This window comes from Vibrio sp. 2304 (assembly GCF_033339475.1).
GTDB classification, from domain to species: Bacteria; Pseudomonadota; Gammaproteobacteria; order Enterobacterales; family Vibrionaceae; genus Vibrio; species Vibrio alginolyticus.
Genome location: NZ_JAWOUQ010000002.1, coordinates 44,614 through 71,280 on the forward strand (window position 1 = coordinate 44,614; position 26,667 = coordinate 71,280).

Consider the following 26,667-nt stretch of genomic DNA (forward strand, 5'->3'; position numbering starts at 1 on the left):
TTTAGACCACCCTATTGTGTTTATGTCACTTAGTTTTCACTTCATGAACTATTACTACTTCAATCTCAACATTTCATATCAAACGTTTTTATCTCATTATTCTGGTGCGGCAAGTGTTGTTCAAGTTGTCACACACAACGGTTTGCGTTTGCAGTTACCCGCCGCGAGATTTAGACCATTTCTTAGTCAATTGGGCGTTAGAGGCCAGTTTAGACTAACAACTGACCAAAATAATAAGTTTCTTAAGTTAGAAACTCTGTGATGTATTGTATTTGCAGAGAGTTAAATAGGAATCTTAGTCACAGAATCGGACATTTCACCTCTTACCACTACGATTAGTTGTTAAACATTTGTAATTATGCTTTTACAATGGGCACATGCATTACCTATGCTTAGTTTCTAAGGTAACAACCTAGCTACTAAGTCCCCCTACAAAACAACAATTCTAATGTGGAGTGTGAATATGACCGCGCGTGAAAATGTAGTGCCGGTTCTGCTTGAAAAGGTTTACCAACTGATTCAAGACAAACTCGAGCTTTCTCACCAAACGCTTGTAACTAAACTTGCTCAACACTTATTCAGTAACATTGCTGATGATGATCTAATTCAGCGAAACGAATCCGACCTTTATGGTGCTGTCGTTAGTCTTTGGCACCATATCAATGAAAAAAAACCAGAAGAGATTTCGGTTCGAGTATTTAACCCGACCGTAAGTCGTCAAGGCTGGCAATCCACACACACAATCGTAGAAATTGTTGTTCCAGATAGTCCATTCTTAGTGGACTCAGTCAAAATGGCTTTAGCACGTTTGGATCTTGTTTGTCACCTAATGTTGAATAACCCAACACAGATTCAGCGTGATAAAAAAGGCCAAGTTACAGACGTAAACGGTGAGGGTGGTGTTCTTCAATCACTTTTCCACATAGAGGTAGACCGCCTTACTAGTAAAGACGAGATGCAAGCGCTTAAAGAAGAGCTGTTAAGAATTCTATCTGATACTCGCTTAGTCGTTGATGACTGGAAGCAGATGGTTGATAAGCTTAAGTTTGTTACTGATGAACTTGAGAAAAATAAAGATCGTGTTTCTATCCAAACTGATCGTATGGATGAAACGATCGCATTTCTTCGTTGGCTAGAAGATCATAACTTTACCTTTATGGGTTATAAAGATTATGACTTAAAAGAGGTCAATGGTGATACCGAACTTGTTCCTGCTAAAGAAAAAGGACTAGGTCTGTTTGCTGATGACAAGCGCGTGCGTAGCGTCAAGCTCTCTGAATTATCAGATTCAGCGCGATTAGAAGCGAAAAAACCATACGCTCTGATCATCACCAAAGGTAACAAAGCATCTCGTATCCACCGTCCAGCTTATACTGATTACATCGGTATTAAGAAGTTTGATGAAAACGGTAAAGTAATAGGTGAGCATCGCTTTACTGGTTTATATACCTCCGCCGTTTACAACCAAGCGGTACAAAGTATTCCTTTGATCCGTGAAAAAGTTGACCGTATCCTTGAAGCAAGTGGATACCGTCACGGATCATACTCATACAAAGCATTGCACAATATCTTAGAAAACTACCCACGCGACGAGTTGCTTCAAGCTAATGAAGAAGAGCTGCTTGAGGTGGGAATGGGTGTTGTACAAATGCAAGATCGTGACTTGCTGCGTTTGTTTGTTCGTAAAGACCCATTTGGTCGTTTCTTCAGTTGCATGGTTTATGTCACTAAAGATCGTTACAACACAGAATTGCGTCGTCAAACTCAACGCATTCTTAAGCAGTACTTTGGTTGCGAGCAAGAGGTTGAATTTACAACGTACTTCTCAGAAAGCCCACTAGCGAGAACACATTACATTGTTCGTGTAGACAATAACAACATTGACGTAGACGTGAAAAAGATCGAGCAAAATCTAATGGAAGTTTCTACCTCTTGGGATGACAGACTAAAAGAATCCATCATTGCTAACTTTGGTGAAAGTAAAGGCCTTCCTCTTTCAAAAGAATATATGAGTGCGTTCCCTCGCTCATACAAAGAGGACATGATGCCAGGTTCTGCGGTTGCAGATATCGAGCGCTTAGAAGCGTTAAGTGATGATAATAAACTTGGTATGTTGTTCTACCGACCTCAAGAAGAGGGAGCAGATTCCAAAGCTGTCCGCTTAAAGTTATATCATCGCGATGAACCAATTCACCTTTCTGACGTAATGCCGATGTTGGAAAACCTTGGTTTGCGTGTGATTGGCGAATCGCCATATGAGATCGAGAAAAACAACGGTCAGACTTTCTGGATCCTTGACTTCTCTATGCTGCATAAGAGCGAGAAAACCGTTGACCTTCGTGAAGCTCGTGATCGTTTCCAACAAGCATTTGCTGCCATTTGGGCGGGTAATCTTGAAAGTGATGGTTTCAACCGATTGTTATTAGGTGCGTCTTTATCTGGCCGTGAGATTTCCATTCTTCGCGCTTACGCACGATACATGCGCCAAGTCGGCTTCCCATTCAGTCAGCAGTACATCGAAGACACGCTAAGCCACTACCCAGACTTAGCGACAGGTCTAGTCAAGCTGTTCACCAAGCGATTTGATCCGAAACACAAAGGCAGCGAGAAAGGCCAAAACGATCTAATTAAAAAGCTAACAGAGCAGTTGGATCGTGTAGAGAGCTTGGATGATGATCGTATTATTCGTCGTTATATTGAAATGATCATGGCGACGCTTCGTACCAACTACTACCAAGTAGACGAGAATAAGCAGCCTAAGCCTTGGTTATCTTTGAAAATGAAGCCAAGCGATATTCCTGAGATTCCGCAGCCTGTACCTGCATTCGAGATCTTTGTTTACGCACCAGATATTGAAGGTGTTCACCTTCGTGGTGGAAAAGTGGCTCGTGGTGGTTTGCGTTGGTCAGATCGTCAAGAAGACTTCCGTACGGAGATTCTTGGCTTAGTAAAAGCGCAACAGGTTAAGAACACTGTAATTGTACCAGTTGGTGCAAAAGGCGGCTTCGTTTGTAAACGCCAGCCATCTCTCACCACTCGTGATGAAATTTTTGCGGAAGGTCAGCGTTGTTACAAACGCTTTATCCGTGCACTGCTAGATGTGTCAGATAACATCATTGAAGGAGAGGTGGTACCACCACAAAACGTTGTTCGTCACGATGAAGATGACCCATATCTAGTAGTGGCTGCCGATAAAGGCACAGCAACCTTCTCAGATTTGGCAAACTCTGTTTCTGCAGAATACAACTTCTGGCTAGGTGACGCATTCGCTTCAGGTGGTTCAAACGGTTACGATCACAAAGCAATGGGTATCACCGCAAAAGGTGGTTGGGAATCTGTTAAACGTCACTTCCGTGAAATGGGCATCAACTGTCAGACCACTGATTTTACTGCAATCGGTGTAGGTGATATGGCAGGTGACGTGTTCGGTAACGGTATGCTGTTATCGAAGCATATTCGATTGCAAGCTGCGTTTAACCACATGCATATCTTTATTGATCCAAATCCAGATTCAGCCAGCAGCTGGGAAGAGCGTAACCGCTTGTTTAATCTGCCAAGATCAAGCTGGGAAGATTACAACAAAGACTTGATCTCTCAAGGTGGTGGCATCTTCTCTCGTCGATCAAAATCGATCCAGTTGACGCCAGAAATTCAGAAAATGTTAGGTACTAAGAAAGCATCTTTAGCGCCTAACGATCTGATAAAGATGATCTTGAAAATGAAAGTCGATCTGCTTTGGAATGGTGGTATCGGCACTTACGTTAAATCATCAACAGAAACTCATACAGATGTTGGCGACCGTGCTAACGACATGCTGCGCATTGACGGCCGTGACTTAAGAGCCAAAGTGGTTGGCGAAGGTGGTAACTTGGGTATGACTCAGCTTGGTCGTATCGAATACGCACTAACTGGCGGTCGAGTGAACACGGACTTCGTTGATAACGTAGGTGGCGTTGACTGTTCGGATAATGAAGTCAACATCAAGATCTTCCTCAATGGACTGGTTTCAAATGGCGATCTTACGGTTAAGCAACGTAACCAAATTCTAGAGTCTATGGAAGACGAAGTGGGTGAAATTGTCTTGGATGATGCTTACCGTCAGTCGGAGTCGATCTCTGTTACTGAACAGCAAGGTGTTGGCATTGTTAAGGAGCAAATTCGATTCATCCACACTATGGAGAAAGCAGGGTACTTGGACCGTGCTCTCGAATACATTCCTGATGATGAAACGCTAATCGAGCGTGAAAAACAGGGACTAGGTCTGACTCGCCCTGAGCTATCAGTGTTAGTTGCCTACGGTAAAATGGTACTTAAACAGCAACTTGTTACGGATGAAATCGCAAATGATGAATTCCATGCAAAACAACTTGTTGAATATTTCCCAAGTGCGTTACGACGTAACTATAAAGATCAAATGGTTAATCACCCACTGCGAGCTGAAATTATCGCTACAGCATTGGCTAACCAGATGGTTAATGAAATGGGCTGTAACTTCGTTACTCGTTTGCAAGAAGAAACTGGTGCAAGTGTTGTCGATATTGCCAACGCTTACAGTGCGGCTAGAGAAATCTTTGATTTAGAAGAAATCCTCAAGCAAACTCGCAAACTTGATAACGTTGCGACAGCGCAAGCTCAATACGAAATTATGTTTTACGTGCGCCGAGCACTGCGTCGAATTGCACGCTGGTTGCTTCGTAACCGTAGCGGCAAATGCACGGTCGGTGAGTTGATTGCTATCTACAAGCAAGATGTCAATGTTATCACTGAAACCCTAGACACTATGTTAGTTGAGTCTGAAGTTGAAGAACACAATGAGTTGGCTCAAGGTTGGATAGAGAAAGGGGTTGAAGAGAAACTCGCTCACCAAGTTGCCCGCTTATCAAGCTTACAATCTGCACTGGATATTTCATCAGTAGCAAGTGAAACAGGTAAAACGGTTGAGCAAGCATCGAAACTCTACTTTAACTTGGGTGACCGTTTATCGTTGCATTGGTTCTTGAAGCAAATTAATAGCCAAGCCGTTGATAACAACTGGCAAGCACTTGCAAGAGCGGCATTCCGTGAAGATCTGGACTGGCAACAACGTCAACTTACCGCTCAGGTACTGACTTGTGGCTGCTCAACCGAAGAGCTTGACGTGATGGCTGCGTTAGAAGATTGGATTGAAACTAACGAGCAATCGTTGCACCGCTGGGAGAGTATCTTAAACGAGTTCAAAGTTGGCTCAGTACACGAATTTGCTAAGTTCTCTGTAGCACTTCGAGAGCTAGTACTTTTAAACCTCAACTGCTCATCGAAAGAGTAGTGGAATAATCAAGTCATAAGTAAAAGCCTCGTTATTTAACGGGGCTTTTTATTATCTATTATTCACATTTGGAATGAAAATAGTTACATTGTCACATTGAATTGAAATTAAAACAGAGTGAAATCGATTGCTTTTAAGCGGTTAGTTACGATTTTTATCGCAGAAACTTGATTGTAATTGTTTGTTTTATATTTAAAAATCTTATAAAGATATAGGTTTTTACTTATTACGTTCATTTTCATTGAATTACGATGAAAAACGGTAAATAATATTGTCCCGTTTATACGGGGCTTTTTTCTTTCGGAGGCACAATGCTTTACCGTCTAGCCAGAACTGGCTTTTTCCAACTCGATGCCGAGAAGGCACATGATCTTGCAATCAAGAACTTCCAACGCTTTAACGGCACACCACTTGATCTCTTTTACCGCCAACAGTTACCAACTCGTCCAGTTGAGTGTATGGGTCTAACATTCCGTAACCCTGTTGGTCTTGCGGCTGGTTTAGATAAAAACGGCGAATGTATTGAAGCATTTGATGCCATGGGCTTTGGCTTTGTCGAAGTCGGCACTGTAACGCCACGACCACAACCAGGTAATGATAAACCACGCCTATTCCGTTTAGTGGAAGCAGAAGGGATCATCAACCGCATGGGCTTTAATAACCTAGGCGTTGATAATTTGATCGAGAATGTTAAACGAGCAAAATTCAATTGTGTTCTCGGAATTAACATCGGTAAAAATAAAGATACGCCAATTGAGAAAGGGGCAGAGGACTACCTGATTTGTATGGAAAAAGTGTATGAGTATGCTGGCTATATTGCAGTAAACATCTCATCGCCAAACACTCCAGGTCTTCGTTCACTTCAATATGGTGAAGCGCTTGATGAACTGCTTTCCGAATTAAAGGCGAAACAAGCGGAGTTATCAGAGAAATACAACAAGTATGTCCCGTTAGCATTAAAGATTGCGCCAGATTTAAGTGACGATGAAATCTGCCAAATCTGCGATTCTTTATTGAAAAACAATATAGATGGTGTGATCGCGACTAACACAACTTTGGATCGCACGATCGTAGAAGGGATGAGACACGCCAATGAGGCAGGTGGCTTGAGTGGTCGCCCTGTGCAATCACGCTCTACGGAGGTCGTACGTAAGCTTCATGAAGAGCTTGGAGACAAACTTCCAATTATCGGTGTTGGTGGTGTAGATTCCTATGTTGCAGCCAAAGAAAAGATCATGGCAGGCGCTAAACTTGTTCAAGTCTACACTGGCTTTATTTACCACGGCCCAGGTCTCGTACGTGATATTGTTAAGAATCTTTAACATATACATCAAAAACTACTGAAAAATTAGTACCTGTTACATAAAAAAGAGGACTTTGTTTCCTCTTTTTTTTTATCCGTTCGTTTGTAGAATTTAAAAATCACGAGTAGGTAATTAAGCGTCTTACCTCTTTACCACTGATTTAACTAGTCAAGAGAGAACGGAATAATGCTTAAACCCAGCGACAAATGGAATTGGTATTTTGACGAGCAAAAAGCTTGCTTAATGCTGGATCTGGGGGAGGAAATGATTTTCCAAACCAATCTATCCCGAAAATTGTTGGTTAACTGTGCCTTCTCAAACAGTGAATTTACCGTTGATGACGCCAGCGCATTTCAAACGTTTAATGAGCGCATTCGTTGTCTCGATATCAGTGAATATCGCCAAGCTGAATTAACACTGTATTGTGTTGCTGCAAAGCGTTTTCATAAACCTGTACAGCCTAAGAGCTGGTTCTTCGATGCACAGTCCTCTGATTATGAACCTCAAGAAGGGGACATGGTCTTTCTCACAAATCAATATTCTGATGGTATGTTCATCGTTCTAGAACCAGGCGAAACATCGAGCTTATGTGCTTATGTTAACCAAGAAGCCTTTGTTCTTGATGGCAATAAGGCGCTTCAATTTGGGCAGCCGATTAAAGTAATGCATGATCGCATGGCTTGTGCAAATCACCTCTTTGCAATGACCCCTATGGCAATGGTGGGTTAAAGCTGTTTAATTTTTCTTTATTTCGTTCCTTTGTTTGCCTTAATCGACCTTATTGGGTCGATTTTTTTTGTCCTTTCCTCTGACACTCCAATCCGAAAGACCATGAAACTGTTTGTTTTCTATGCATGCAAACATGAAGCTGGTCACTTTTATTTTACTTATTTCAATTTGATTACTCCTTTAATTAGGCAACCTAGCGCCTAAAACAACCCTATTTATTCCCCTATAAAGGGTATTTGTAAGTAATTTACATCAACCAGTCACGACTGGTATATACCAAAAGGCATGTAAATAAGTATTCACTTCTTCTAAAGGAAACAAAATACGTTCATGAATGAAAAATATTCAAACTAAAGATGTTGAAAGTTTTAGATCATTTGAGTGGTGATGATTTGAACTAACGGGTGGGAAAATACCTTTAAAAACGAGGCATTGATCGTAAAGTCAGGTATAATTGAAGCCATTTTTTATCAGCGAAAGAACACTATGAATCAATATCTCGCGGTAACTTCAAATGGCATGGAAAATTTGCTTGTTGAAGAACTGACTAAACTAGGCATTGAAAATGCGAAACCAGTACAGGCAGGCGTAAAATTTAAAGCGACAAACGAACAGGTTTATCGCTGTTGTTTGTGGAGCCGTTTAGCGTCTCGATTTGTACGTGTTTTATCTGAGTTCACGTGTAACAACGACATGGACTTGTATCTATCCACTTCCACTATTAACTGGGTTAACCAATTTCATAGCTCTAAACGCTTTGTTGTGGACTTTAACGGCACAAACCGTGAGATTAGAAATAGCCAATACGGGGCTATGAAGGTCAAAGATGGCATCGTAGATTGCTTTGAGAATAAAGGCTTGCCACGTCCTAATATCAGCAAAGAACGCCCAGATATTCGTATTCACGTTCGTTTGCATAAAGATAAAGCGTTGCTTGGGGTAGACATGGTAGGTAGTGGTCTTCATCAGCGTGGTTATCGACCAGAATCGGGTCGTGCGCCATTACGTGAAACGCTTGCTTCTGCGATTATCATGCGTTGTGGCTGGGATGGGCATCAACCATTACTCGATCCAATGTGTGGTTCTGGTACTTTGCTTATTGAAGCGGCAATGATGGCAGCCAACATGGCACCTGGCGTTAAGCGCAAACAATGGGGCTTCGAAGTTTTGGAAGACTTTGAACCGGAGACCTGGGCTGAGATTAAATCAGAGGCTAATGTTCAAGCTAGACGAGGTGTCAGGAAAGTTGACGCTAAGTTTTTTGGATTCGATAACGACCCTAAAGTATTAAAAGTCGCTCAAGAAAACGCCCGCAGAGCAGGTGTTGAAGAGTTGATTGAGTTTGCGCAAGGTGATGCTGCAACTATTACTCGTCCCGCAGGATTTGAACACGGTGTTATCGTTTCAAACCCACCTTACGGTGAGCGTCTAGGAACTGAGCCGGGGCTGATTGCGCTCTATACCGCATTCGGTGGACAGCTAAAATCTGAGTTTGGCGGATGTAAAGCATCTATCTTCTCTAGCTCAGACGAGCTCTTGAGTTGCCTTCGTATGCGCGCTGATAAACAGTTTAAATTGAACAATGGTGCGTTACCGTGTCACCAAAAGAACTACAGCATTGCCGAGCGCAACGCTGATGAAGTGAAAGGTGCAGATACTAACATTCAAATCGCACCAGACTTCTCAAACCGTTTGAAGAAAAACATTGGCAAGATTGGCAAGTGGGCGCGTAAAGAGAAACTAGACTGCTATCGTATCTACGATGCAGACCTTCCAGAATACAACGTAGCGATCGACGTGTACGGCGATCAAATTGTGATTCAAGAGTACGCAGCACCTAAGAACATCCCTGAAGAAAAAGCCAAGCGTCGTCTAACGGACATTATCCGTGCGACGATTCAGGTGACCGGTGTCGAAGCGAACAAAGTTGTACTGAAAGTTCGTGAGAAGCAGAAAGGTCGAAGCCAGTACCAAAAATTAGGTCAGGTATCAGAGACGCTCGAAGTAAACGAGTACGGTGTGAAGCTGATCGTGAACCTTCATGACTACCTAGACACAGGCCTGTTCTTGGATCATAAGATCACTCGTCGTCGTCTTGGCGAAATGGCACAGGGTAAAGATTTCCTTAACTTGTTTGCTTACACTGGTAGTGCAACAGTGCACGCTGCAGTTGGTGGTGCGCGTTCCACTACAACTGTCGATATGTCAAACACCTACTTGAACTGGGCGAAAGACAATATGCAGCTTAATGGCTGTGTAGGGCGCCAACATAAATATGAACAAGCGGACTGTTTGCAATGGCTAGAAAACGCAAAAAGTGAGTACGACTTGATCTTTATTGACCCACCTACGTTCTCTAACTCTAAGCGTATGGAAACATCATTCGATGTACAACGTGACCACATTAAGCTAATGAAGAACCTCAAACGTTTACTGAGAAGTGAAGGCACAATCGTATTTTCAAATAACAAACGTCACTTCAAGATGGATGAAGAATCACTCGCTGAATTGGGTTTGAAGGCTCAGAATATTTCTTCTCAAACGTTACCATTAGATTTTGCGCGTAATAAACAGATTCATAACTGTTGGCTAGTAACGCACGCGTAGTATAAACAAAAGGATTAATACGTGCTGATATTGTATAGCACGGAGGGATGCCATCTTTGTGAGATGGCATTTGCTCTAGTAGACCAAGTCGGTTTGGCCGAGCAAACAGATATCATTGATATTGCGTTCGATGATGTACTATTTTCTCGTTACGGCGTCACAATACCCGTATTAAAATATCAAGATTCTGAGTTGAACTGGCCGTTTGACTTAGAACAACTCACACATTGGTTGGATAATAATGGCATTACTTACCATTCATAACGCACAACTTGCATTTGGTGACCACCCATTGCTAGACAAAGCGGAGTTCGCTCTTCAAGAAAACGAACGCGTTTGTTTAGTTGGTCGTAACGGAGCAGGTAAGTCTACGTTAATGAAAGTGCTTGCCGGCGACATTTTGTTGGATGATGGCAAGATTCAAATAACTCAAGACGTAGTAGTTTCTCGGCTTGAACAAGATCCACCGCGCAATCAAGAGGGTACGGTTTACGAATACGTATCTGGCGGTTTGGCTGAAATCGGCGAACAATTGAAGATCTATCACGATCTTCTCGATCTTGTTGCTCAAGACCCAAGTGAGAAGAACATTAACCGTTTGGCGAAAGTTCAAGAGCAACTTGATCATTCTAACGCTTGGCGCTTTGATGACCGTGTTAAGAACGTACTTGGCGCTTTAAAACTAAGCCCAGAAACCAAACTGACCGATCTATCCGGTGGCTGGCAACGTAAAGCTGCTTTAGCTCGTGCGCTGGTTTGTGATCCTGATGTATTGCTTCTTGATGAACCAACAAACCATCTCGATGTGACAACGATCGAATGGTTAGAGAACTTCTTAAAAGACTTCAAAGGCTCGATCATCTTTATTTCTCACGACCGTGCATTCATCAAGTCGATGGCGACACGCATCGTTGACTTAGATCGCGGTCAATTAGCTTCTTTCCCTGGTAATTACGAACAGTATTTGAATGACAAAGAAGAAATGCTTCGCGTCGAAGAAATGCAAAATGCTGAGTTCGATAAGAAACTAGCTCAGGAAGAAGTGTGGATTCGTCAAGGCATTAAAGCACGTCGTACTCGTAATGAAGGCCGTGTTCGAGCCCTTAAAAAACTTCGTGAAGAGCGTCGTGACCGTCGTGAAGTTCAAGGTAAAGTTAACCTAAACATCGATGATGCTTCTCGTTCAGGTAAGATTGTATTTGAAGCAGAAAATGTATCTTTTGCTTACGAAGGCAAGACAATTGTCGACGACTTTAGCTTTAACATCATGCGTGGTGACCGTATTGCACTTATCGGACCAAATGGCTGCGGTAAGAGTACGGTACTTAAATTGCTACTAGGGCAATTGGAAGCGCAGTCTGGTCGTTTACACTGCGGAACAAAATTAGAAGTCGCGTACTTTGATCAGTACCGAGAGATTTTGGATCCAGAAAAGACAGTGATCGATAACTTAGCGGATGGGAAACAAGAAGTAATGGTTGGGGGACGTCAGCGTCATGCGCTGAGTTATCTTCAAGACTTCTTATTTGCACCTAAGCGCGCCAGAACCCCGGTTAAGGCACTTTCTGGTGGTGAGAAAAACCGATTATTGCTAGCCCGTATCTTGTTGAAACCAAACAACTTACTTATTCTTGATGAACCAACTAACGATTTGGATATCGAAACGTTGGAACTTTTAGAAGAAATGCTTGCCAATTATCAGGGTACATTATTGTTAGTGAGTCACGACCGTGAGTTCGTAGACAACACAGTAACAACCAGCTGGATTTTTGAGGGTAACGGTATAATCGAAGAGTTCGTTGGTGGTTATCATGATGCTAAACAGCAGCGTGACCAAGTTCTTGCTTCGCGCAGTCAGGTTGAAAAACCAACGAAGAAAGAGAAAGTGGTTGAGGAAACTCCCAAAACTACGCAACCTAAGAACAATTCGAAGAAGTTATCGTATAAGCTGCAAAGAGAATTAGAGGCTCTACCAGCTAAACTTGAACAATTAGAGTCGGATATCGAGAGCCTTCAGGAGCAAGTGAACGATCCAGAGTTCTTTGCTAAACCTGTAGAGCAAACTCAGCCGGTATTGGAACAGCTTGCTGCACTAGAGCAGGAGTTGGAAATCGCATTCGAGAGATGGGAAGAACTCGAAGCAATGCAACAGGATAGTTAAGAATTCAATGAATTGTAGTAATAAATTCAAATTGACCGCCATTGCAATGATGGTTGGTACCACAATGAACGCACAGGCGGCATTGTATCAAGTTGTTGAGGTTTCACCTCAGGATCATGGTTCAAACGGTGACTACCAAACGGCTTACGGGGTTGCAATTCAACAGGGCGACGCAGGTACAGATCCTTCAACAGGTTCACCTTTCGCTTTAGGCTGCTTTGATGCAGCAGCAAACTGCACGCCAGAGCAGTTTAAACTTGCAATGGAAACTCGCACTACACCGATTTCAGCGACACAAGCCGTGGATGGGAACAGCTATCGTGAAGAAATCCCATTCGGATTAGACGCTGGCTTTTATTACATCCAAGAACTCAAAGACTTTGAGCGTTACTGTTACAACCAGCTTCGCTATTCCACCTGTGACTCTTGGGCTTCAGTAAACTGGACGCCGTGGAATAAAGAACGTAGTAAAGACTTTACTTCTAATGCGTTAGCGTTCATAGAAGAAGATTCTGCTGCTTATAAAAATGAATATAACAATGTTATCAACCAGCTTACCGAGGATGGTGCAGCTGTCGGTAATCAGAGTAAAGTTAGCACAGAAAATACTTCTACATTAGAAACACGAAATACCGTAGTTGCACCAGTAGAGCCAAATATTCTTACTGGCGATGGTGACGCAAGTGTTGTGCAAAGCCATGCTTGGAGCACAGACGGCATTTTTACTGTTGGCAGTGTTTCTCGAACAGCAAGCAATACCAATGGATCTCACCACACATCAAAAGCAGCGATTTGGGATCAAAGCGGAACCGTCAGTGAATTGGCTTGGCCTAGTGGCACATCTAAAGATGGAGAAAGGTTAGCTCAAGGGAGCATGCGTGACCTTGTCACTGATGGAACAACGGTCTATGGCGTAGGTTACAACACTTACAGTGATGATAACTACCTGAATGCGACTGTTTTTGTCGGAACTCTAGAAGCCGAAGGTAGCGTTGAAAACGCAACTTGGAAAAATAAAGTTGTTGTAGGAGCTAGACAGCGCGAAGGTGATGATACGGTTCATACAAACTCACGATTAACCGACGTTAACTCTAATTTTGTTGCTATTGGTGAAGCAAAACGTTCGGGCGGATACTTAATGCCAACGGGCTCTGCTCCGAATCGTCTCTTTATCGTAGATGATGTTCGTAAGGATTCTATTAGCGCTTTTTACCCAACTACTGGCATTTTCTTTAGCGGTGCGGGCGGTAAGATGGGCGGTATCAACTCTTACAATGAAATCGTCGGGCAACTTGATGCGGAAACGACTCGTGAAGACGATGGCAAGCCACGTCGTAAGCGCGGTTTTATCTATCCATATAGCGTAGGTGGCGAGACTAGTGAACGTGCTGCAACATTATTCAATGGAAAAGCTTGGTTCCTAGACAGTTTGACTAATGGCGGTGATTACTCTGAACAAAACAATCAGTTCCGTATTATCGACGCAACTGATATCAATGATGCAGGTGTGATCTCTGGTACTGCTATGAAATGTGCAGGTGGTTATAGCACAACAGCAAACAATGCGACATGTAGCTCTGAAGAGCAAATTGTAGCAGTCAAACTAGTACCTATTGCTGACGCAACTAAGGACGACATCGTATCTCGAAGCATTGACTCAACGACGACAGAGCGTCAAGGTGCAGGCCTTGGTTGGTTAGCTTTGACCATGCTTGGATTGTTTGGGTTCCGTAGAAAATAGTTAAAAATCGTCAGTAATTTTTAAATCAAGCAGAGGCTCACACATTTGAGTCTCTGCTTTTTTTATGCCTTGAGAAATTGCCTACTTTGATCGATTCTTATAAGTGGAGTCATAAAAACTCCATCAAAGTTTCACAATAACAGCTGTACGTTAGTAAATGGACCTGTATGAGGAATTAACTATGAAGAGACAAAAGCGTGATCGCCTAGAACGAGCTCAATCTCAAGGCTACAAAGCTGGGTTGAATGGAAGGTCTCAAGAGGCTTGCCCATATCAACAAGTTGATGCTCGGTCGTATTGGTTAGGTGGTTGGCGTGATGCCAGAGATGAAAGACAATCTGGTCTCTACAAATAAACTCTCCACATACAAAAAGAAGGATTCGAAAGGGCTCTACGGAGCCTTTTCTACATTATAGGGACATAGGGAAGTAGGTTAACACTCGACAACAAAAAGGCTCCTAAATAGGAGCCTTAATAAATCGATTAAAATCGTGATTAGAAGCTTGAAGTGTCTTGGAACAAGCCAACTTTCAAATCTTTTGCTACGTAGATTTCTTTGCCGTCCACACATACACGACCGTCGGCCAAACCCATCACAAGTTTACGGTTTACAACGCGTTTCATGTGGATTTCGTACGTCACTTTTTTCGCTGTTGGCAGGATCTGACCTGTAAACTTCACTTCGCCAACACCCAGAGCACGACCTTTTCCTTTGCCACCAACCCAGCCAAGGAAGAAACCAACAAGTTGCCACATCGCATCAAGGCCAAGACAACCTGGCATTACTGGGTCGCCAGGGAAGTGGCAGTCAAAGAACCACAAATCTGGAGTAATATCCAATTCCGCCAAGATCAAACCTTTACCAAAATCGCCTTCAGTCTCAGACATTTTAGTAACACGATCCATCATTAGCATGTTTGGCGCAGGAAGCTGAGGGTAACCAGGCCCAAACAGTTCGCCTTGGCTAGAAGCAAGTAGATCGTCACGGTTATAAGAATCACGTTTGTTTTGCATTATCAATTACTCCAATTTTTGATAGCTGCATCTTAGTGAACACGTGTACGCTAAACAACTCCGATCAGTACTAGACAAACCAGTTTTTGATGCGCTGCACAATTCCTTCTGGATGCTCATGTCTTTCAAAGTTTTCAATACGTTCCGCTATTTTGCCAATAATGCTATCGTCTTCACCTCTAAAAGGTTTATTCATTACAATCGGAATAGCTTCATCTACGGTAGAAACGGACCAAATATGGAACTCACCATTTTTAATGCTTTCTATTACATCTTTATGTAATGCAAGGTGTTTAAGGTTTGATTTTGGCATCACAACACCTTGATTTCCTGTAAAACCTTGATGTTTACAAACCTGATAAAAGCCTTCAATTTTTTCGTTCAAGCCACCGACGGCTTGCACTCGACCAAACTGATCAACAGCTCCTGTAACAGCAACTTGTTGATTAATTGGAGATTCAGATAAAGCACTCACCAAGCAACAAAGTTCTGCAAGAGATGCACTGTCACCATCAACTTCACTATAAGACTGTTCAAATACGATGGAGGCAGAGTAAGGCAGTGGTTCATCCAGTTTCAGAGCAGAGCTCAAGAAAGCTTGCATAATCATCATGCCTTTTGCATGTAGATTGCCTCCAAGCTCAGCTTTGCGCTCAACATCGGAAACATCGCCATCACCAAAATGAATTACACAAGATATTCGTGCAGGCTCACCATAGCTGACAGGGTGCCCAGCCATATCAATAACGGTTAGGCCATTGATTTGACCAACTTGTTCCCCAGTTGTCTCAATGATGACTTGGCCATCTAAAATATCGTACACGGCACGCTGAGGAAGGTAAGATTCTCGGTAATACTTGTCGTCAATCGCTTTATCTAACGACTTGTAATCTAATGCTCGGCCATCACTGAACTGGCTGGCAAGCGTTAGAAGTTGAGAGTGCCACATTACTCCTAAAGGCAGATAATGTTGATCTTCAGTAAATCTCATACCGGCCAGCAACAATCTTCTAAAACCACATTCGGTTAAGTGAGGCAGCTGATATTGAGAACATATCCAGTTCACTAAACCAAAGTAATCTGTCAAATTCTGCTCTGACAGATGAATATCTTCTTCAACTTCCGTATACATGGCAAAGCCAGAACAGAAGTCGTCATCGATGTATTCTAGCTCTGCTAACTGACTTCTTTCTCCTGTTACAATCAGTTTTACATCATAAGCTTTAGCTTGCGGTACTGAAGTAGGTAAACGAGTAGGGCTTAGGTTCAGTGGCTCGATAAGGTTTTGTTGAATTGCAGACTTTATATTTGGCCAAAGCCCTGGGTTAGCCAAAATTAGATTAGCCGGTACAATTAAGTAACCGTTATCTGCCTGTGAAATTAAACCAGGTTGGAAGGCAATATCACCACTTACATCAACACTGTAACGGTCAAATAAACGTTTGGCATCAAGTGATTCCGAAAAAACTATCGCAGCGTTAGACTGGCTCTGAAGAGCTTTACTGATGAACTCTCTATATACAGAATTATCTACGCAGTTAATGAGTAGTACTCGCGTCAATCCGGAAATTTTTGAAAAACGAGATATCGTTGCCGACATTCTCGGTTGGAGATCAGTAAAAGACTTCTTTGTTAACGAAGGTGCAGACTTTAAAAGTGCTTCGTACTGCTCAAGTGAAGGTGTTACGTCTTGCCAATTAAGTTGGTTCATTAAAATTCATCGTAATTCAATCTTGCCGACATTATAACGAAACGGACTATAACACCCTAGCACCAATTTGGTTTGCTCTCGGCATTCATCTCTCAATGAACAATACTTAGACAAATGAGTGATCAACATCGATACTTCTAAGAGTTTTATTTGCCCAAGTAAACCATCTGGGTTACGCTGTCACTAGGTTATGTTTATGGGTCGGAACAAATGAAATATCAGCAGCTTGAGAATCTAGAATGTGGGTGGAAATGGAAGTATCTCATCAAAAAATGGAAAGATGGTGAAGCGATTACCCGACATATTGATACAAGCGAAGCAGATGCAGCGGTCGCAGAACTAAAACGCCTTGAACACGAGCCTACACTTGTCTTAGCTTGGATAGAAAACCACATGTCAGAAGAGTTAGATAATAAACTCAAGCAGGCTATCCGAGCGAAACGGAAACGTCACTTCAATGCAGAGCAAGTCCATACAAAGAAGAAATCCATTGATTTAGATTACCGAGTTTGGGAAAAGCTTTCTAGTAGAGCGAATGAACTTGGTTGTACGTTATCTGACGCAATTGAATATTTGCTTTCCGAAGCGTCGAGAAGTGAAAAAGCGAGTCAAAAAGTTACCTCAATTAAAGAGGATTTGAGTAAATTGCTATCTAGCTAGGATAGGGAGTGCCAAATGTTATATGTAATCTTAATTGCAGCCATCGTGATCTTTTGGTTGATCGCAGTCGATAGGCCGGTGTTAAAAGTAAAGTTCGATAATGGCCATATTAGTAACGTAAAAGGGCATCTACCTCCTTCTTTCAAACACAACTTACAGGATATTAGTGAGCATAACCCGTTTACTGGTGAAATGAAGGTGTATAGCCAACGAACAGGAATGCGCTTAAGCTTTTCCAAAGGCATTCCCAAAAAAGTTCAACAGAGGATTCGTAACGTTTTTCCGCACCAGGGCTTCAAAGCAAACAAAGGCAAGAAGCGCGCTTAATTACATATCAGTTACTTCATCATGTTAAATGGGACGCAATGTGGCGTCCCATTTTCGTATCTACAGAAAAATTACTTATCATCGAACAATCAACAACATAAACGGACCAAAACGATGAGATACGTTGTAACTTTAATGGTATTGATCTTTGCAAGTAATTCAGTTTTTGCTGACGATTCAGAAACGAACCTGTTGGCTAAAAAGATTAAGACTAAGCTTCAAAAGAAAGTAGACAATAAGTTTGATGGCTATCAAGGTTATTGTGACGTCATGATAGAAATGGAGCACAAAAGTAAAAACGCAGTAATAAAAAGAGTAACCAGCAGTGGTGACCAAAAAGTGTGTAGGTACGTTAAGTCCAACTTGAAGAAAGGAAAACGCTATCGTTACAAATACCCCGAAAAGTACATTCGCCTCCATATAACCACAGGCTTATAATTGTTTCAGAACGCAACTGAGCTCGTGATTTTTGGCAGATTTCGTTGCGGAGCGATTAGAGCGTTTAGCTGATTTTTGCTGTTGTACGAGGCGAGTATGAAAGGCTTTTTTGTTTGGTAGCGCTTAAGTTAGTAATCGTGATGCCATTGAGTGGCAAATTCAGTGAGTTGGCCATCATCACCATACATAGATTGATTCAGGTGCTTACGGAAGGACACGCCAGTAAGTCGGGGACTAAGCGCGCATCAATTTTCAATAAGAGATTTGATTTGCTTCGTAAGCATAACCACAAACCAAACTAGCGATTGCAAGTCCACAGGAACCTCGGTTAAAGCCTCAAAAGCAAACAATGTTGTTAATCTTAGGAGGACATTTTAAAGTAGCTAAAACCGGACATTATTGCTTTGAGATCTCACCCCTTGGTGCGCATTATATCTGCTTATGTTGAATACGATTGCATATGTCAGTCCTATAAAATGTCTCTCTTTTGAGGGACTATTCAATGAAGTATCACGAAATGACTAAAAACTATATTTTTCGTGAATTTGAATGTGGTTTATCCGTCGAACAAGCTGCTGAACTTTGTTTGAAAACTGTGAGAACGGTCAAAGAATGGGATAAGGGGAAAACCATTCCTCCTGAGTGCAAGCGATTAATGAGAATGGCAAAAGGGCGTGAGCTGAGTTCATGTGAGAGCTGGGAGAACTTTAGAATGCATTATGACAAATTAGAGTTACCTACAGGGCAGATGGTTACGGCCCAGCAAGTTCTAACAGGTATAGCTCTAATTGAAATCGGAGCAAAAGGGGATTTGGACATAACAACTCTAGTATTAAAGTATGCGAGAGTATTGAAGAAAATGATGTAGTTGAGGGCCCTAGCATTTAGGGCCTTTCACGTTCTATGTCTAACTATCTTAAATAGTTTGACTATTTATCACTCAGACATAAGAAAAAACTTAGTAAAACCTAGATGCTCACTTGAATTGAACAAAATTTTTAATTAGTTTTACTGTATATTTTTACATACAAAGTATGGTGGATAATTGTGAGCGATAAGCCCGAAAAGTCGGTACTGATTACTGACCTAGACAACACATTGTTTGACTGGTTCGACATATGGCGTTCTACATTCATTCCGATGTTAGATAGAACTGTTGAAATTTCTGGTATCCCCAGAGAACAGTTGATCAAAGAAATAAAAGTTATACATCAAAAACATGGGACCGCTGAGTACGCTTTTGTTTTACAAGAGGTGCCTTCTCTTCTAGAAATGTACGGTACTCCAGAAAACATAATGGAAAAACTGGATGACGCAATACACGCAGCTCGTAGCAACAGACTTCAGCATTTAAAACTATATCAAGGTGTATACGATACTTTAAGTGAGCTAAGAACTCGAAAAATCAAGGTGATAGCCTATACAGAATCGAAGCAATGGTACACAAAATATAGGCTTAAGCGCTTCGGTCTTGATCACTTCATTGACCATGTTTACTCGCCTCAAGATCACGAAATTATGGCTATTCGTGAGGGGGAAAGAACGGAGTTTAAATTTGATCATACTAAGTTCTCACACACAGCACCTGGCGAATTAAAGCCTAATCCAGAACTTCTACTACACATAATAGAAGAACAAAATCTAGATAAGGATGAATGTGTATACATTGGTGATTCAGAGTTCAAAGATGTAAACATGGCCAATGCGGCGGGAGTGACATCAGTTTATGCAAAATATGGCACTGGACACTTTTCTGATGAGCGCACAAAAGATTATGATATTTTACGAGAAGTTACTCACTGGAGCGATGAAGAGGTTGAAGCTGAAAGGAAGCTAAAAGAAAGTGCAGAAGAGCACTACGTAGCAGATTACTCAATTGAGAACTTTTCAGAACTCCTAAGTATTATTAATTTTCGTCCAAAGTGACTTTCAGCATGAATACCAACAATAAAAACAACCCTGAAAAAGAAGAGCTTACGTTAAATGAACGTACAGCTCTACTGTTAGATTACTGGAAGCAAACTTCCAACGTTCAGCAACATTTCAATGATGTATCAATGAAGCTGAGAAATTTTGCTGTAGTAGTTTTCTCGGGTTTTTTGACTGGTGTGGGGTTAGCTATCCACAAAAATATATCCATCAATTTATTAGGGGTTGATATTTCTGCTGGCGTTCTTTTTGCGTTAGCAGGAATGATAGCCACTCAGCTCATTCACTTCATGGATACTTATTGGTACCACGTATTTTTGAAAGGTGCTGTTAAAACAAGCGCTTCCATAGAGCTTGAGATTAAGAGAATACTTGATGTCACCGAGCTATCCGAAGGGATTAGCTCAAGTAGCCAAGCGGTATGTGTGGCTTCACTATTTGGAAAACTACATTTACCTATCGGGTGGCAGAGCTGGCTGAAGTACTTATGTATGAGTAGTGTTGAGGTGGACAGCACTAAAAGGCATAAAATTTTCTACAGATGGCTGTTAGCTATTTTTATTCTCACTGGGATTGGTAGCATTTTCACTCACTCTGGCGAAGATAAACAGATACCAAATGCAAACAATACTAGTTCGGTAACGGTAGTCTACGCTATGGATAATCCACTAGTGGAACAAGGCACTGACACCTTAGAAGCTGATAAAACAAAAGTTGGCTTTATAATATCAGGGTCAAATGTAAGATTAAGAGATCTACCTAGTTTTAATTCAGAAATAATCCACCTATTGCCAGTCGGGAAAAAAGTGACGGTTTTGGAAAGCGGTGAAAAAACATCGTGGGTTAAAGTCCAATCTGTTTTAGACAATTCTGAGACTATAGATGGCTGGGTCCATAGAGACTTTATAGCTGAGCTAAAATGACCATAAACCACTACTTTTTAGTAGTGGTTTTTTTATCATCGCACGAGGCTAGTGCAGACCCACAATAAACCACGGGTGTGCATAAAAGCTGATTTCAATAACACCTCAAATAAAATCCATATGCTACCATGCACTCTTTTTTCTATTAGTGAGGAACAGAAAGTGCCTGAGTTACTGATACTTATATCCTTAGCGTGTATTGTGTATCTATTCACAAAGAAGGGTCAGAAACCTAAACGTAGGCTTAACGAATGGGAACAAGGTGCAGCAATCAGAAGACCGAACAGCGTGCATTCTTTTGAATCAAAAGTTGCAGAAAAGAGTCCAAAGATAGTCGAACTACCTTTGCCGCAAACTGGCAATAAAACTAATTCTGTACCTCACAAGAAAAGTACATACTTGGCCACCAAGACAGAGCGCAGATTCTATAGGGTGTTGCAGGAGCTTATACCTGATGAATACGTGATTCATAGCCAAGTTTCACTGATGGCGTTAGTTCAACCGACCAATTTTAAAGATAACTCTCGAACTTGGGCTAAAAGAATGGACTACGTGATAACGGATAGAGACACAAAAGTATTGGCAGTTATCGAGCTGGACGACTCATCTCATAGGCAGAAGAAGAGACAAGAACGAGACATATACGTAAACAATGCACTTAACGGACACCATCCGTTGCTTCGGTTTGAAGCTAGAAGCTCTTATGATAAAACACATATCGCAACCGTATTAGAACGTGACACGATAATAAAGTGTAGAGAATTGGAAAGCGTATTACAGTACAGCTAAAGCAGAGCCGAACATCCATTGTTCGGCTTTCCTTTTGGCTCAAAGTATCGTAGTTCTTATCGTTACTTTAAGCTCTTTATCTACCGTATTGGTCTTTTCTGACCTGAAAAGAGCACCAAGTAAAGGCACATCCATTAAGACTGGCACACCGCTTACCGAGTCGCGCTGCTCTTGCGAAATCAAACCACCTAAAGAGATTGTTTGGCGGTCTTTAACCTTGACCACTGTTTGCAGTGTTCGCGTATTGGTGATGATGTCGGATGCGATAGAGGAATCCGTCACCGAGTCGGATTTTTGCATTATCTGCAACACAACATGATCACCAATCACATGCGGTACAACCTCAAGTGACACACCCACATCCTTACGTTCAATTTGCTGGACTCGATTACCGCCATCAGTTACCTCAGACGAAGTGAGGAACGGAACGTTCTGACCAACCGTGATGTAACCGCGCTCCCTGTCCATAATGAACATGTTTGGACGCGATAAGAGCTTAGTATTCTGATTCTTTGATACGGCTTTGATAAGCGCGTTAAAATCGCCGCCCTCATAGAACAGCAGGTTATCAACGGCTTTCTTAATTGCGGTAGGCTGCGAAACAAAGCCAGCCTCACTCAGTGCTAAGTCCATATTTACACCGACTTCCTGAGAATCACCGAGCTCAGTTTCGGTAATCACCGCCTCAATAAAGACTTGCTTTTGTGGTCTATCAATCCCTTTGATGAGCACATCAATGTGCTTCAATTGGTTTTCAGAGCCAGTCACGATAATGCTGTTTGTGGTCGGAAGTACCTCAACCTTGTAATTCTTAATCGCTTTATTGTTCAGTGTTTGATTCTGCGTTGCAGAAAGCATTGAGGAAATTAAGTCAACGACCTTAGTATTTCGAACATTCTCAAAGAAGTACAGCTTCACCTGAGAGGGTTCGAACGTTTCCACCTTGTTCGCGTCAGCAATGATGGTAAAAACGCCGTGGTCATGTGTAAGCTCGTAGCCGTGCGCACGAAGTACCGAAAGGAAAAATGCTGGATAGTCCTCATCTTTCAAATCCGGCGCGGTAAAGCTGACCTCACCAGTAACGCCATGACCAAGCACAACCGTGTTTCCAGTGTGAACCGAGAACCACGATGCAAAATCTCCAATCGGTGTATTCTTTGCCTCAAAAGGCGCAGAGCTTGCGGCAAAAACAGGCGAGCTGAGCAGGGTACATGCGAGCAGAAAGGCAGTAATGCTGGATGTGGAAAAGTTGGAACAAGCCGTAGTTTGTTTCTCAACTTTACCACAGCGCATGGTAAGTAATGTGCGCGTAAGCAGTGAGCCTCCGGCGCAATAAAATTCTTTTTGTTTTTTTGAAAGAAAAGCAGTGAGTTTTGCGATTATCCATGACATAAAGCGCACCTTTTTCCCTAGCACATGACTTTGAATGATTGACCGTTGCCGCTAACCGTAATGGAGCAAGAGCCGTTAGATTGAGCTGTAAAGCCCTTTGCGTATAGTTGCGAGGACGACAGACGCACATCGTCCTTAACCAACACAAAAGACGGGGCAACGTTTGGGGGATTCATTGAAGATTCGATTCGATAGCCGTCGAGCAAGTCACTCAATGACTCGCGAGGCACCGCCGTTTGAACCGTTTCGGGTTCCGTCGACATGTTCGGCGTGCCAACTAAGGTGAACACCGCAAACGAGACGGCGACACCTGCCGCAAATACACTGAATCGAGAGTATTTACGGAGATAGATTTTCGTAATGCGCATGATATTTCTCAACGTATACGGGACAGTGTAACGTCCGTGGGTATAGTAGGGCGGCAATACTGAATAAACGCCGTCCTCATAGTTGTTTCTAAACATCTGCTTAGTGTCGTAAGAACTGTATAAATCCGTACCCCAGAGCATCCATTTATCGACGGTGAGCGAGTTCGCGTTGTCACCATATTTCACAATGCCAACGTGTAACTTAGGCATTTTCAACTTGAGTTGACCGAGCGTCAGAACGGATACCGCAGTCGAGATGATAGGGACTTGAAGACGGTCTAAACGACGACAAAACACGGTGTGCTCAGCCAGTGCGAGACGTGCTTGTTTATCAACAATCGAAATATCTTGAACGATGAAAATCACATCCCATCCAAGCTTTCGAATATGCAAAAGGTGATCAATTAACTTTTGTCGATTCTTATCGTTCCATGTGCGCGAGTTAAACCACGTTCCGCACTCATCGAGCACGATCAAGCCGTCTTTTTTGGTGTCATAGCTTTTATTTGCCGAACCAATCACCATCAAATCTTCCACTTGAGGCTTGTCCGGTAAGCGGTAAAGTCGAGTGTTGCGCTTATCGCGTCCAAGCATTTCTTTCAAGTTGATATCGAGGTTTGTCGCCACAGGCACACCACGCATAAACGCCTCACGAATCTTACCGACTGCCGTTAGCGTTTTGCCTGAGCCGAGCTTACCCGTAACAAAGTAGACCGATGCCATTACGCCGCCCTCACAATCGCGTAGAACTTCCACTCCCACACCCAACGCAGGAGACGCGCCGAATAAATCGCACTCACACAAGGCACGGCGTTATTAGGGATGAACATACCCGCTGCTTGTGACCACATTGGAGGCGCAACATAAGACAGGCCCGTTGCAAGGGTGTAAATCGCCAAGGTGAGGGTGACGGTCAAGCCGATTAGCAGCGTTAAAATGACCAAGTTAATCGTGACGTTTCGTGCTTTCGCAATGAAAAACCAACCAAATAACGTGGTCGCTATCTGAGAGATAAAGGCAACCAGAGCAGGGAGGCGCAACGCCGTCCCAATGGTGCTGACAATTGGTAATAGCTGAATCATTAGTAATATCTCCCCGAACCTGGCTTGTTACTTGGTACAGGCGTGACCTCAGTCAGCAGGATTTCAACAAGCGTCTTAATCGTGTAGATGTAAATCAGAATTGAGATGATCATTTTGAGTTTCTGCGAAAACTCACAAGAGATAGAAGCGCGACCACCGCCAAGCGTAGGCAAAGATAGATTCATGCAGGGCGTAGGCTTAGGTAATACACTCAAAAACGAATCCGATATAGCATTAATATGCCCCTCAGATTCCGCCGTCAGATTCTTCTCAATCAAATCGTTAGCCGCATCGGTCACGGTCTTTTCATAGGAATTCATCGCACCGGACACGGCTTTATCCGCTTGAGCCAGCACATCACCGACATAATCCGAACCTAAACCATGAGGGTTTTCACAATAGTTGTTTTCCTCGGTGGGCTCACAAGGCTTGAGGTCGTCGAGCTTATCCGATAACTCCGCAAATCCATCAGCGTTAGTGGTTTGCAAATCATCGAGTCCCTTTACCACCTCACCAACAGAGTTGGTGTTTCGATTGACCGCCGTCGTGATGTCACCGTTAGCTTGCTGAATCAGCGCCTTAGTGTTTTCGTAAATCTTGTTGTCGTTGATTTGCTGCTTTTGAATCGCTTGGGTGTTAGTCACCATCGACGCATTGAGCGCAATGATTTGGTTTTGAATATCAGCGCTCGATTGATTGAGGTCGACGTTTAGTGCGTTAAGTGCATTGTTCACATCCGAGTTAAGCCCTTTAATCGCACTGACAACGCCCTTATCGGTTGATTCATCTGTATCAGGGTCTTCAACATCTGGCACACCCCCCGTATCTGGAGGATTAACCGTATTGGTGGAGTCGTCAGGAAGTACGCTAGGGTCTTCGATGTCGCCCGTTGGGTCGTCAGGGTCGTGAATTGGATCATCGGGAATAATAGGGGTGTCAGGACCATCTTTACCCCAAAACAACGTACCACCATCACACTGATTACCAGTGAATTGAAACTTACCGTGACATCGCGTGTTTTGAGTGAACTCACCGGAGTCGACATCGGTACAAAGCGTAGTGTCATTTGGAATACGCTCAAGCTCACAACGGGTTGCGCCAAAATCGCCATAACATGCCCCCGTCACTTGCTCACCATAAACATAAGCCGACCAGTGAAGTGATTGTTTGTCATCAATGGATTGCTTGAACTGACAGGCATCCATACAAGTGCCGTCAGGGTTTTCGCCAAACTCACATGCAGGAACGATAGGCTCACAGGTGTAACCATCACCATCTTCTATTCTTTCATGATCTGCTGGACACTTAGCGGTACGATGAAGAAACGTTGCAGCGTGATATCTCGGGTAACTGGGACTGGTTGTGTTACAAATAATCATTAAAGCGAATTTACTACTCTCTATAGAGCATGACTTCGTATAGAAGTCTTTGTAGTTAACAAACTTATTTTCATAACAAGAGACATACGAGTAAGGGTTAACTCTCTTACCCAAGGACAAGTTACAGTTAGGATAAGCGGCAACATCGCTAGCGCTGTAAGTAGGTTGAGCGGCGCTTACATTAAAAGCACTAAACAAAACACCCAGTAAAATAATCAGTGACGCTATGCTTTGTTTAATGTTCATTTGTAAATCTTCCTCGTGAAAAATAACGCCCCCATTCGGAGGCGTTGACCAATGGGTGTATAAAGCAACCGCTAGAATTACGTTGCTTTGTTTGCACCTTTCTTGAATAGCTTGATGCCGATAAAGCCGACCGTCATTGGCACGGCGATGCCCCATGTCGAGGTGAGCATTTCAGTGACGTAACTTGCCAGTGTGCTAAAGGCTTGTGTTGCCACTTCTGGCAGTGCTGCATTCGCAGAAGATGCCGCCATGAGAAGTGCACCACCAAATGCCGCACGTTTTGCTGTTACTACTGCGCCAGCCTTAGCCATTGCTGCGCGTACTTTGCTTTGCTTTTCCATAGTCTTATTTCCTATGTTATGGTTTATGAAGAAGTTGAAACCTCAGCCGCTTTCTTGAATCCGAGAATGTGGAAGCCAATCGAGAAGCCAAGGATAAAGGCTGTCGCGAAACAGCCGAGCATGAACTCTGATGACAGCATTTATCTTTGTCCTCCTACCATCCAACCGAGCGCAACTAGCAAGAAGCAAATGCCTAAGAACACCATTAACTGAAAGTTATC

At 42.7% G+C, this 26,667-nt stretch carries 23 protein-coding genes; 16 read left to right on the plus strand and 7 right to left on the minus strand.

The annotated features are described in order from the left end of the window. Positions 1–43 precede the first annotated feature (43 nt). From R7P64_RS05090 to rmf, 9 genes are all read left to right on the plus strand, one after another. Positions 44–262, plus strand: coding sequence for a DUF2835 domain-containing protein (locus R7P64_RS05090; protein ID WP_005377440.1), 219 nt, complete (start codon positions 44–46; stop codon positions 260–262). Between the two features lie 201 nt (positions 263–463). Further along, on the plus strand, positions 464–5,305 hold the full coding sequence (locus R7P64_RS05095) for an NAD-glutamate dehydrogenase (protein ID WP_005377441.1): 4,842 nt from the start codon (positions 464–466) through the stop codon (positions 5,303–5,305). Between the two features lie 311 nt (positions 5,306–5,616). Beyond that, entirely contained in the window at positions 5,617–6,627 is a 1,011-nt protein-coding gene (gene pyrD, locus R7P64_RS05100; protein ID WP_005377443.1) for a quinone-dependent dihydroorotate dehydrogenase, read from the plus strand. 168 nt (positions 6,628–6,795) lie between these two features. Further along, positions 6,796–7,338: a cell division protein ZapC gene (locus R7P64_RS05105; RefSeq protein ID WP_005377444.1), complete on the plus strand. Its 543-nt coding sequence runs from the start codon at positions 6,796–6,798 to the stop codon at positions 7,336–7,338. Positions 7,339–7,824: 486 nt separating this feature from the next. Next, positions 7,825–9,945 carry a bifunctional 23S rRNA (guanine(2069)-N(7))-methyltransferase RlmK/23S rRNA (guanine(2445)-N(2))-methyltransferase RlmL gene (gene rlmKL, locus R7P64_RS05110; protein ID WP_262579902.1) on the plus strand — a complete coding sequence of 707 codons (2,121 nt, stop codon included), beginning with the start codon at positions 7,825–7,827 and terminating at the stop codon, positions 9,943–9,945. A 21-nt stretch (positions 9,946–9,966) separates the two neighbouring features. Then, positions 9,967–10,209, plus strand: coding sequence for a glutaredoxin family protein (locus R7P64_RS05115; RefSeq protein ID WP_017821808.1), 243 nt, complete (start codon positions 9,967–9,969; stop codon positions 10,207–10,209). Further along, a complete protein-coding gene (locus R7P64_RS05120; protein ID WP_005377449.1) occupies positions 10,187–12,106 on the plus strand; it encodes an ABC transporter ATP-binding protein in 1,920 nt (639 codons plus the stop codon). Before R7P64_RS05115 ends, R7P64_RS05120 begins: the two co-directional genes overlap by 23 nt. 7 nt (positions 12,107–12,113) lie before the next feature. After that, positions 12,114–13,847 carry a DUF3466 family protein gene (locus tag R7P64_RS05125; RefSeq protein ID WP_318119238.1) on the plus strand — a complete coding sequence of 578 codons (1,734 nt, stop codon included), beginning with the start codon at positions 12,114–12,116 and terminating at the stop codon, positions 13,845–13,847. Between the two features lie 181 nt (positions 13,848–14,028). Next, the gene (gene rmf / locus R7P64_RS05130; protein ID WP_005377453.1) at positions 14,029–14,202 is read left to right on the plus strand and encodes a ribosome modulation factor; all 174 of its coding nucleotides are present in this window, start codon (positions 14,029–14,031) and stop codon (positions 14,200–14,202) included. A 140-nt stretch (positions 14,203–14,342) separates the two neighbouring features. Here the strand turns inward: rmf and fabA are convergent, their stop codons facing one another. Then, positions 14,343–14,861, minus strand: a complete 519-nt coding sequence (gene fabA, locus R7P64_RS05135; RefSeq protein WP_005390081.1) for a bifunctional 3-hydroxydecanoyl-ACP dehydratase/trans-2-decenoyl-ACP isomerase — start codon at positions 14,859–14,861, stop codon at positions 14,343–14,345. Between the two features lie 70 nt (positions 14,862–14,931). Next, complete coding sequence (locus R7P64_RS05140) at positions 14,932–16,572, minus strand: Lon protease family protein (RefSeq protein ID WP_318119237.1); 1,641 nt, start codon at positions 16,570–16,572, stop codon at positions 14,932–14,934. A gap of 210 nt (positions 16,573–16,782) precedes the next feature. On the opposite strand from R7P64_RS05140, the gene matP reads away from it, so the two are divergent. The 7 genes from matP to R7P64_RS05175 all read left to right on the plus strand — a co-directional run bounded on the left by matP (position 16,783) and on the right by R7P64_RS05175 (position 21,638). Then, on the plus strand, positions 16,783–17,232 hold the full coding sequence (gene matP, locus R7P64_RS05145; protein WP_005396497.1) for a macrodomain Ter protein MatP: 450 nt from the start codon (positions 16,783–16,785) through the stop codon (positions 17,230–17,232). A 15-nt stretch (positions 17,233–17,247) separates the two neighbouring features. Next, on the plus strand, positions 17,248–17,559 hold the full coding sequence (locus R7P64_RS05150; RefSeq protein ID WP_005377468.1) for a DUF3634 family protein: 312 nt from the start codon (positions 17,248–17,250) through the stop codon (positions 17,557–17,559). 114 nt (positions 17,560–17,673) lie between these two features. Continuing rightward, positions 17,674–17,997, plus strand: a complete 324-nt coding sequence (locus tag R7P64_RS05155; RefSeq protein WP_025766620.1) for a hypothetical protein — start codon at positions 17,674–17,676, stop codon at positions 17,995–17,997. A 502-nt stretch (positions 17,998–18,499) separates the two neighbouring features. Then, positions 18,500–18,865 carry a phage protein gene (locus R7P64_RS05160; protein WP_069496754.1) on the plus strand — a complete coding sequence of 122 codons (366 nt, stop codon included), beginning with the start codon at positions 18,500–18,502 and terminating at the stop codon, positions 18,863–18,865. Between the two features lie 179 nt (positions 18,866–19,044). Further along, entirely contained in the window at positions 19,045–19,923 is an 879-nt protein-coding gene (locus R7P64_RS05165; protein WP_258472362.1) for an HAD family hydrolase, read from the plus strand. 8 nt (positions 19,924–19,931) lie between these two features. Beyond that, the gene (locus R7P64_RS05170) at positions 19,932–20,849 is read left to right on the plus strand and encodes an SH3 domain-containing protein (protein WP_258472361.1); all 918 of its coding nucleotides are present in this window, start codon (positions 19,932–19,934) and stop codon (positions 20,847–20,849) included. Positions 20,850–21,011: 162 nt separating this feature from the next. After that, positions 21,012–21,638: a DUF2726 domain-containing protein gene (locus R7P64_RS05175; protein ID WP_258472359.1), complete on the plus strand. Its 627-nt coding sequence runs from the start codon at positions 21,012–21,014 to the stop codon at positions 21,636–21,638. A gap of 39 nt (positions 21,639–21,677) precedes the next feature. Here the strand turns inward: R7P64_RS05175 and R7P64_RS05180 are convergent, their stop codons facing one another. From R7P64_RS05180 to R7P64_RS05200, 5 genes are all read right to left on the minus strand, one after another. After that, positions 21,678–23,030 carry a secretin N-terminal domain-containing protein gene (locus R7P64_RS05180; protein ID WP_318123225.1) on the minus strand — a complete coding sequence of 451 codons (1,353 nt, stop codon included), beginning with the start codon at positions 23,028–23,030 and terminating at the stop codon, positions 21,678–21,680. Between the two features lie 17 nt (positions 23,031–23,047). Further along, positions 23,048–24,121, minus strand: a complete 1,074-nt coding sequence (locus tag R7P64_RS05185; RefSeq protein ID WP_258472364.1) for a zonular occludens toxin domain-containing protein — start codon at positions 24,119–24,121, stop codon at positions 23,048–23,050. After that, positions 24,121–24,480 (minus strand): DUF5455 family protein, encoded by a 360-nt coding sequence (locus R7P64_RS05190; protein WP_024701224.1) that lies wholly within the window; start codon positions 24,478–24,480, stop codon positions 24,121–24,123. Before R7P64_RS05190 ends, R7P64_RS05185 begins: the two co-directional genes overlap by 1 nt. Then, a complete protein-coding gene (locus R7P64_RS05195) occupies positions 24,480–26,105 on the minus strand; it encodes a methyl-accepting chemotaxis protein (protein ID WP_258472357.1) in 1,626 nt (541 codons plus the stop codon). The genes R7P64_RS05190 and R7P64_RS05195 overlap by 1 nt, the downstream gene beginning before the upstream one ends. Positions 26,106–26,182: 77 nt before the next feature. Then, complete coding sequence (locus R7P64_RS05200; protein ID WP_021448020.1) at positions 26,183–26,446, minus strand: major coat protein; 264 nt, start codon at positions 26,444–26,446, stop codon at positions 26,183–26,185. Between the last annotated feature and the right edge of the window lie 221 nt (positions 26,447–26,667).

What these genes read in the sequence shown, in the direction of transcription:
- R7P64_RS05090 (WP_005377440.1), top strand. Translation starts at nt 44, where the DNA reads ATGAACTATTACTACTTCAATCTCAACATTTCATATCAAACGTTTTTA.
- R7P64_RS05095 (WP_005377441.1), top strand. Translation starts at nt 464, where the DNA reads ATGACCGCGCGTGAAAATGTAGTGCCGGTTCTGCTTGAAAAGGTTTAC.
- pyrD (WP_005377443.1), top strand. Translation starts at nt 5,617, where the DNA reads ATGCTTTACCGTCTAGCCAGAACTGGCTTTTTCCAACTCGATGCCGAG.
- R7P64_RS05105 (WP_005377444.1), top strand. Translation starts at nt 6,796, where the DNA reads ATGCTTAAACCCAGCGACAAATGGAATTGGTATTTTGACGAGCAAAAA.
- rlmKL (WP_262579902.1), top strand. Translation starts at nt 7,825, where the DNA reads ATGAATCAATATCTCGCGGTAACTTCAAATGGCATGGAAAATTTGCTT.
- R7P64_RS05120 (WP_005377449.1), top strand. Translation starts at nt 10,187, where the DNA reads ATGGCATTACTTACCATTCATAACGCACAACTTGCATTTGGTGACCAC.
- R7P64_RS05125 (WP_318119238.1), top strand. Translation starts at nt 12,114, where the DNA reads ATGAATTGTAGTAATAAATTCAAATTGACCGCCATTGCAATGATGGTT.
- rmf (WP_005377453.1), top strand. Translation starts at nt 14,029, where the DNA reads ATGAAGAGACAAAAGCGTGATCGCCTAGAACGAGCTCAATCTCAAGGC.
- fabA (WP_005390081.1), bottom strand. Translation starts at nt 14,861, where the DNA reads ATGCAAAACAAACGTGATTCTTATAACCGTGACGATCTACTTGCTTCT.
- R7P64_RS05140 (WP_318119237.1), bottom strand. Translation starts at nt 16,572, where the DNA reads ATGAACCAACTTAATTGGCAAGACGTAACACCTTCACTTGAGCAGTAC.
- matP (WP_005396497.1), top strand. Translation starts at nt 16,783, where the DNA reads ATGAAATATCAGCAGCTTGAGAATCTAGAATGTGGGTGGAAATGGAAG.
- R7P64_RS05150 (WP_005377468.1), top strand. Translation starts at nt 17,248, where the DNA reads ATGTTATATGTAATCTTAATTGCAGCCATCGTGATCTTTTGGTTGATC.
- R7P64_RS05155 (WP_025766620.1), top strand. Translation starts at nt 17,674, where the DNA reads ATGAGATACGTTGTAACTTTAATGGTATTGATCTTTGCAAGTAATTCA.
- R7P64_RS05160 (WP_069496754.1), top strand. Translation starts at nt 18,500, where the DNA reads ATGAAGTATCACGAAATGACTAAAAACTATATTTTTCGTGAATTTGAA.
- R7P64_RS05170 (WP_258472361.1), top strand. Translation starts at nt 19,932, where the DNA reads ATGAATACCAACAATAAAAACAACCCTGAAAAAGAAGAGCTTACGTTA.
- R7P64_RS05180 (WP_318123225.1), bottom strand. Translation starts at nt 23,030, where the DNA reads ATGTCATGGATAATCGCAAAACTCACTGCTTTTCTTTCAAAAAAACAA.
- R7P64_RS05185 (WP_258472364.1), bottom strand. Translation starts at nt 24,121, where the DNA reads ATGGCATCGGTCTACTTTGTTACGGGTAAGCTCGGCTCAGGCAAAACG.
- R7P64_RS05190 (WP_024701224.1), bottom strand. Translation starts at nt 24,480, where the DNA reads ATGATTCAGCTATTACCAATTGTCAGCACCATTGGGACGGCGTTGCGC.
- R7P64_RS05195 (WP_258472357.1), bottom strand. Translation starts at nt 26,105, where the DNA reads ATGAACATTAAACAAAGCATAGCGTCACTGATTATTTTACTGGGTGTT.
- R7P64_RS05200 (WP_021448020.1), bottom strand. Translation starts at nt 26,446, where the DNA reads ATGGAAAAGCAAAGCAAAGTACGCGCAGCAATGGCTAAGGCTGGCGCA.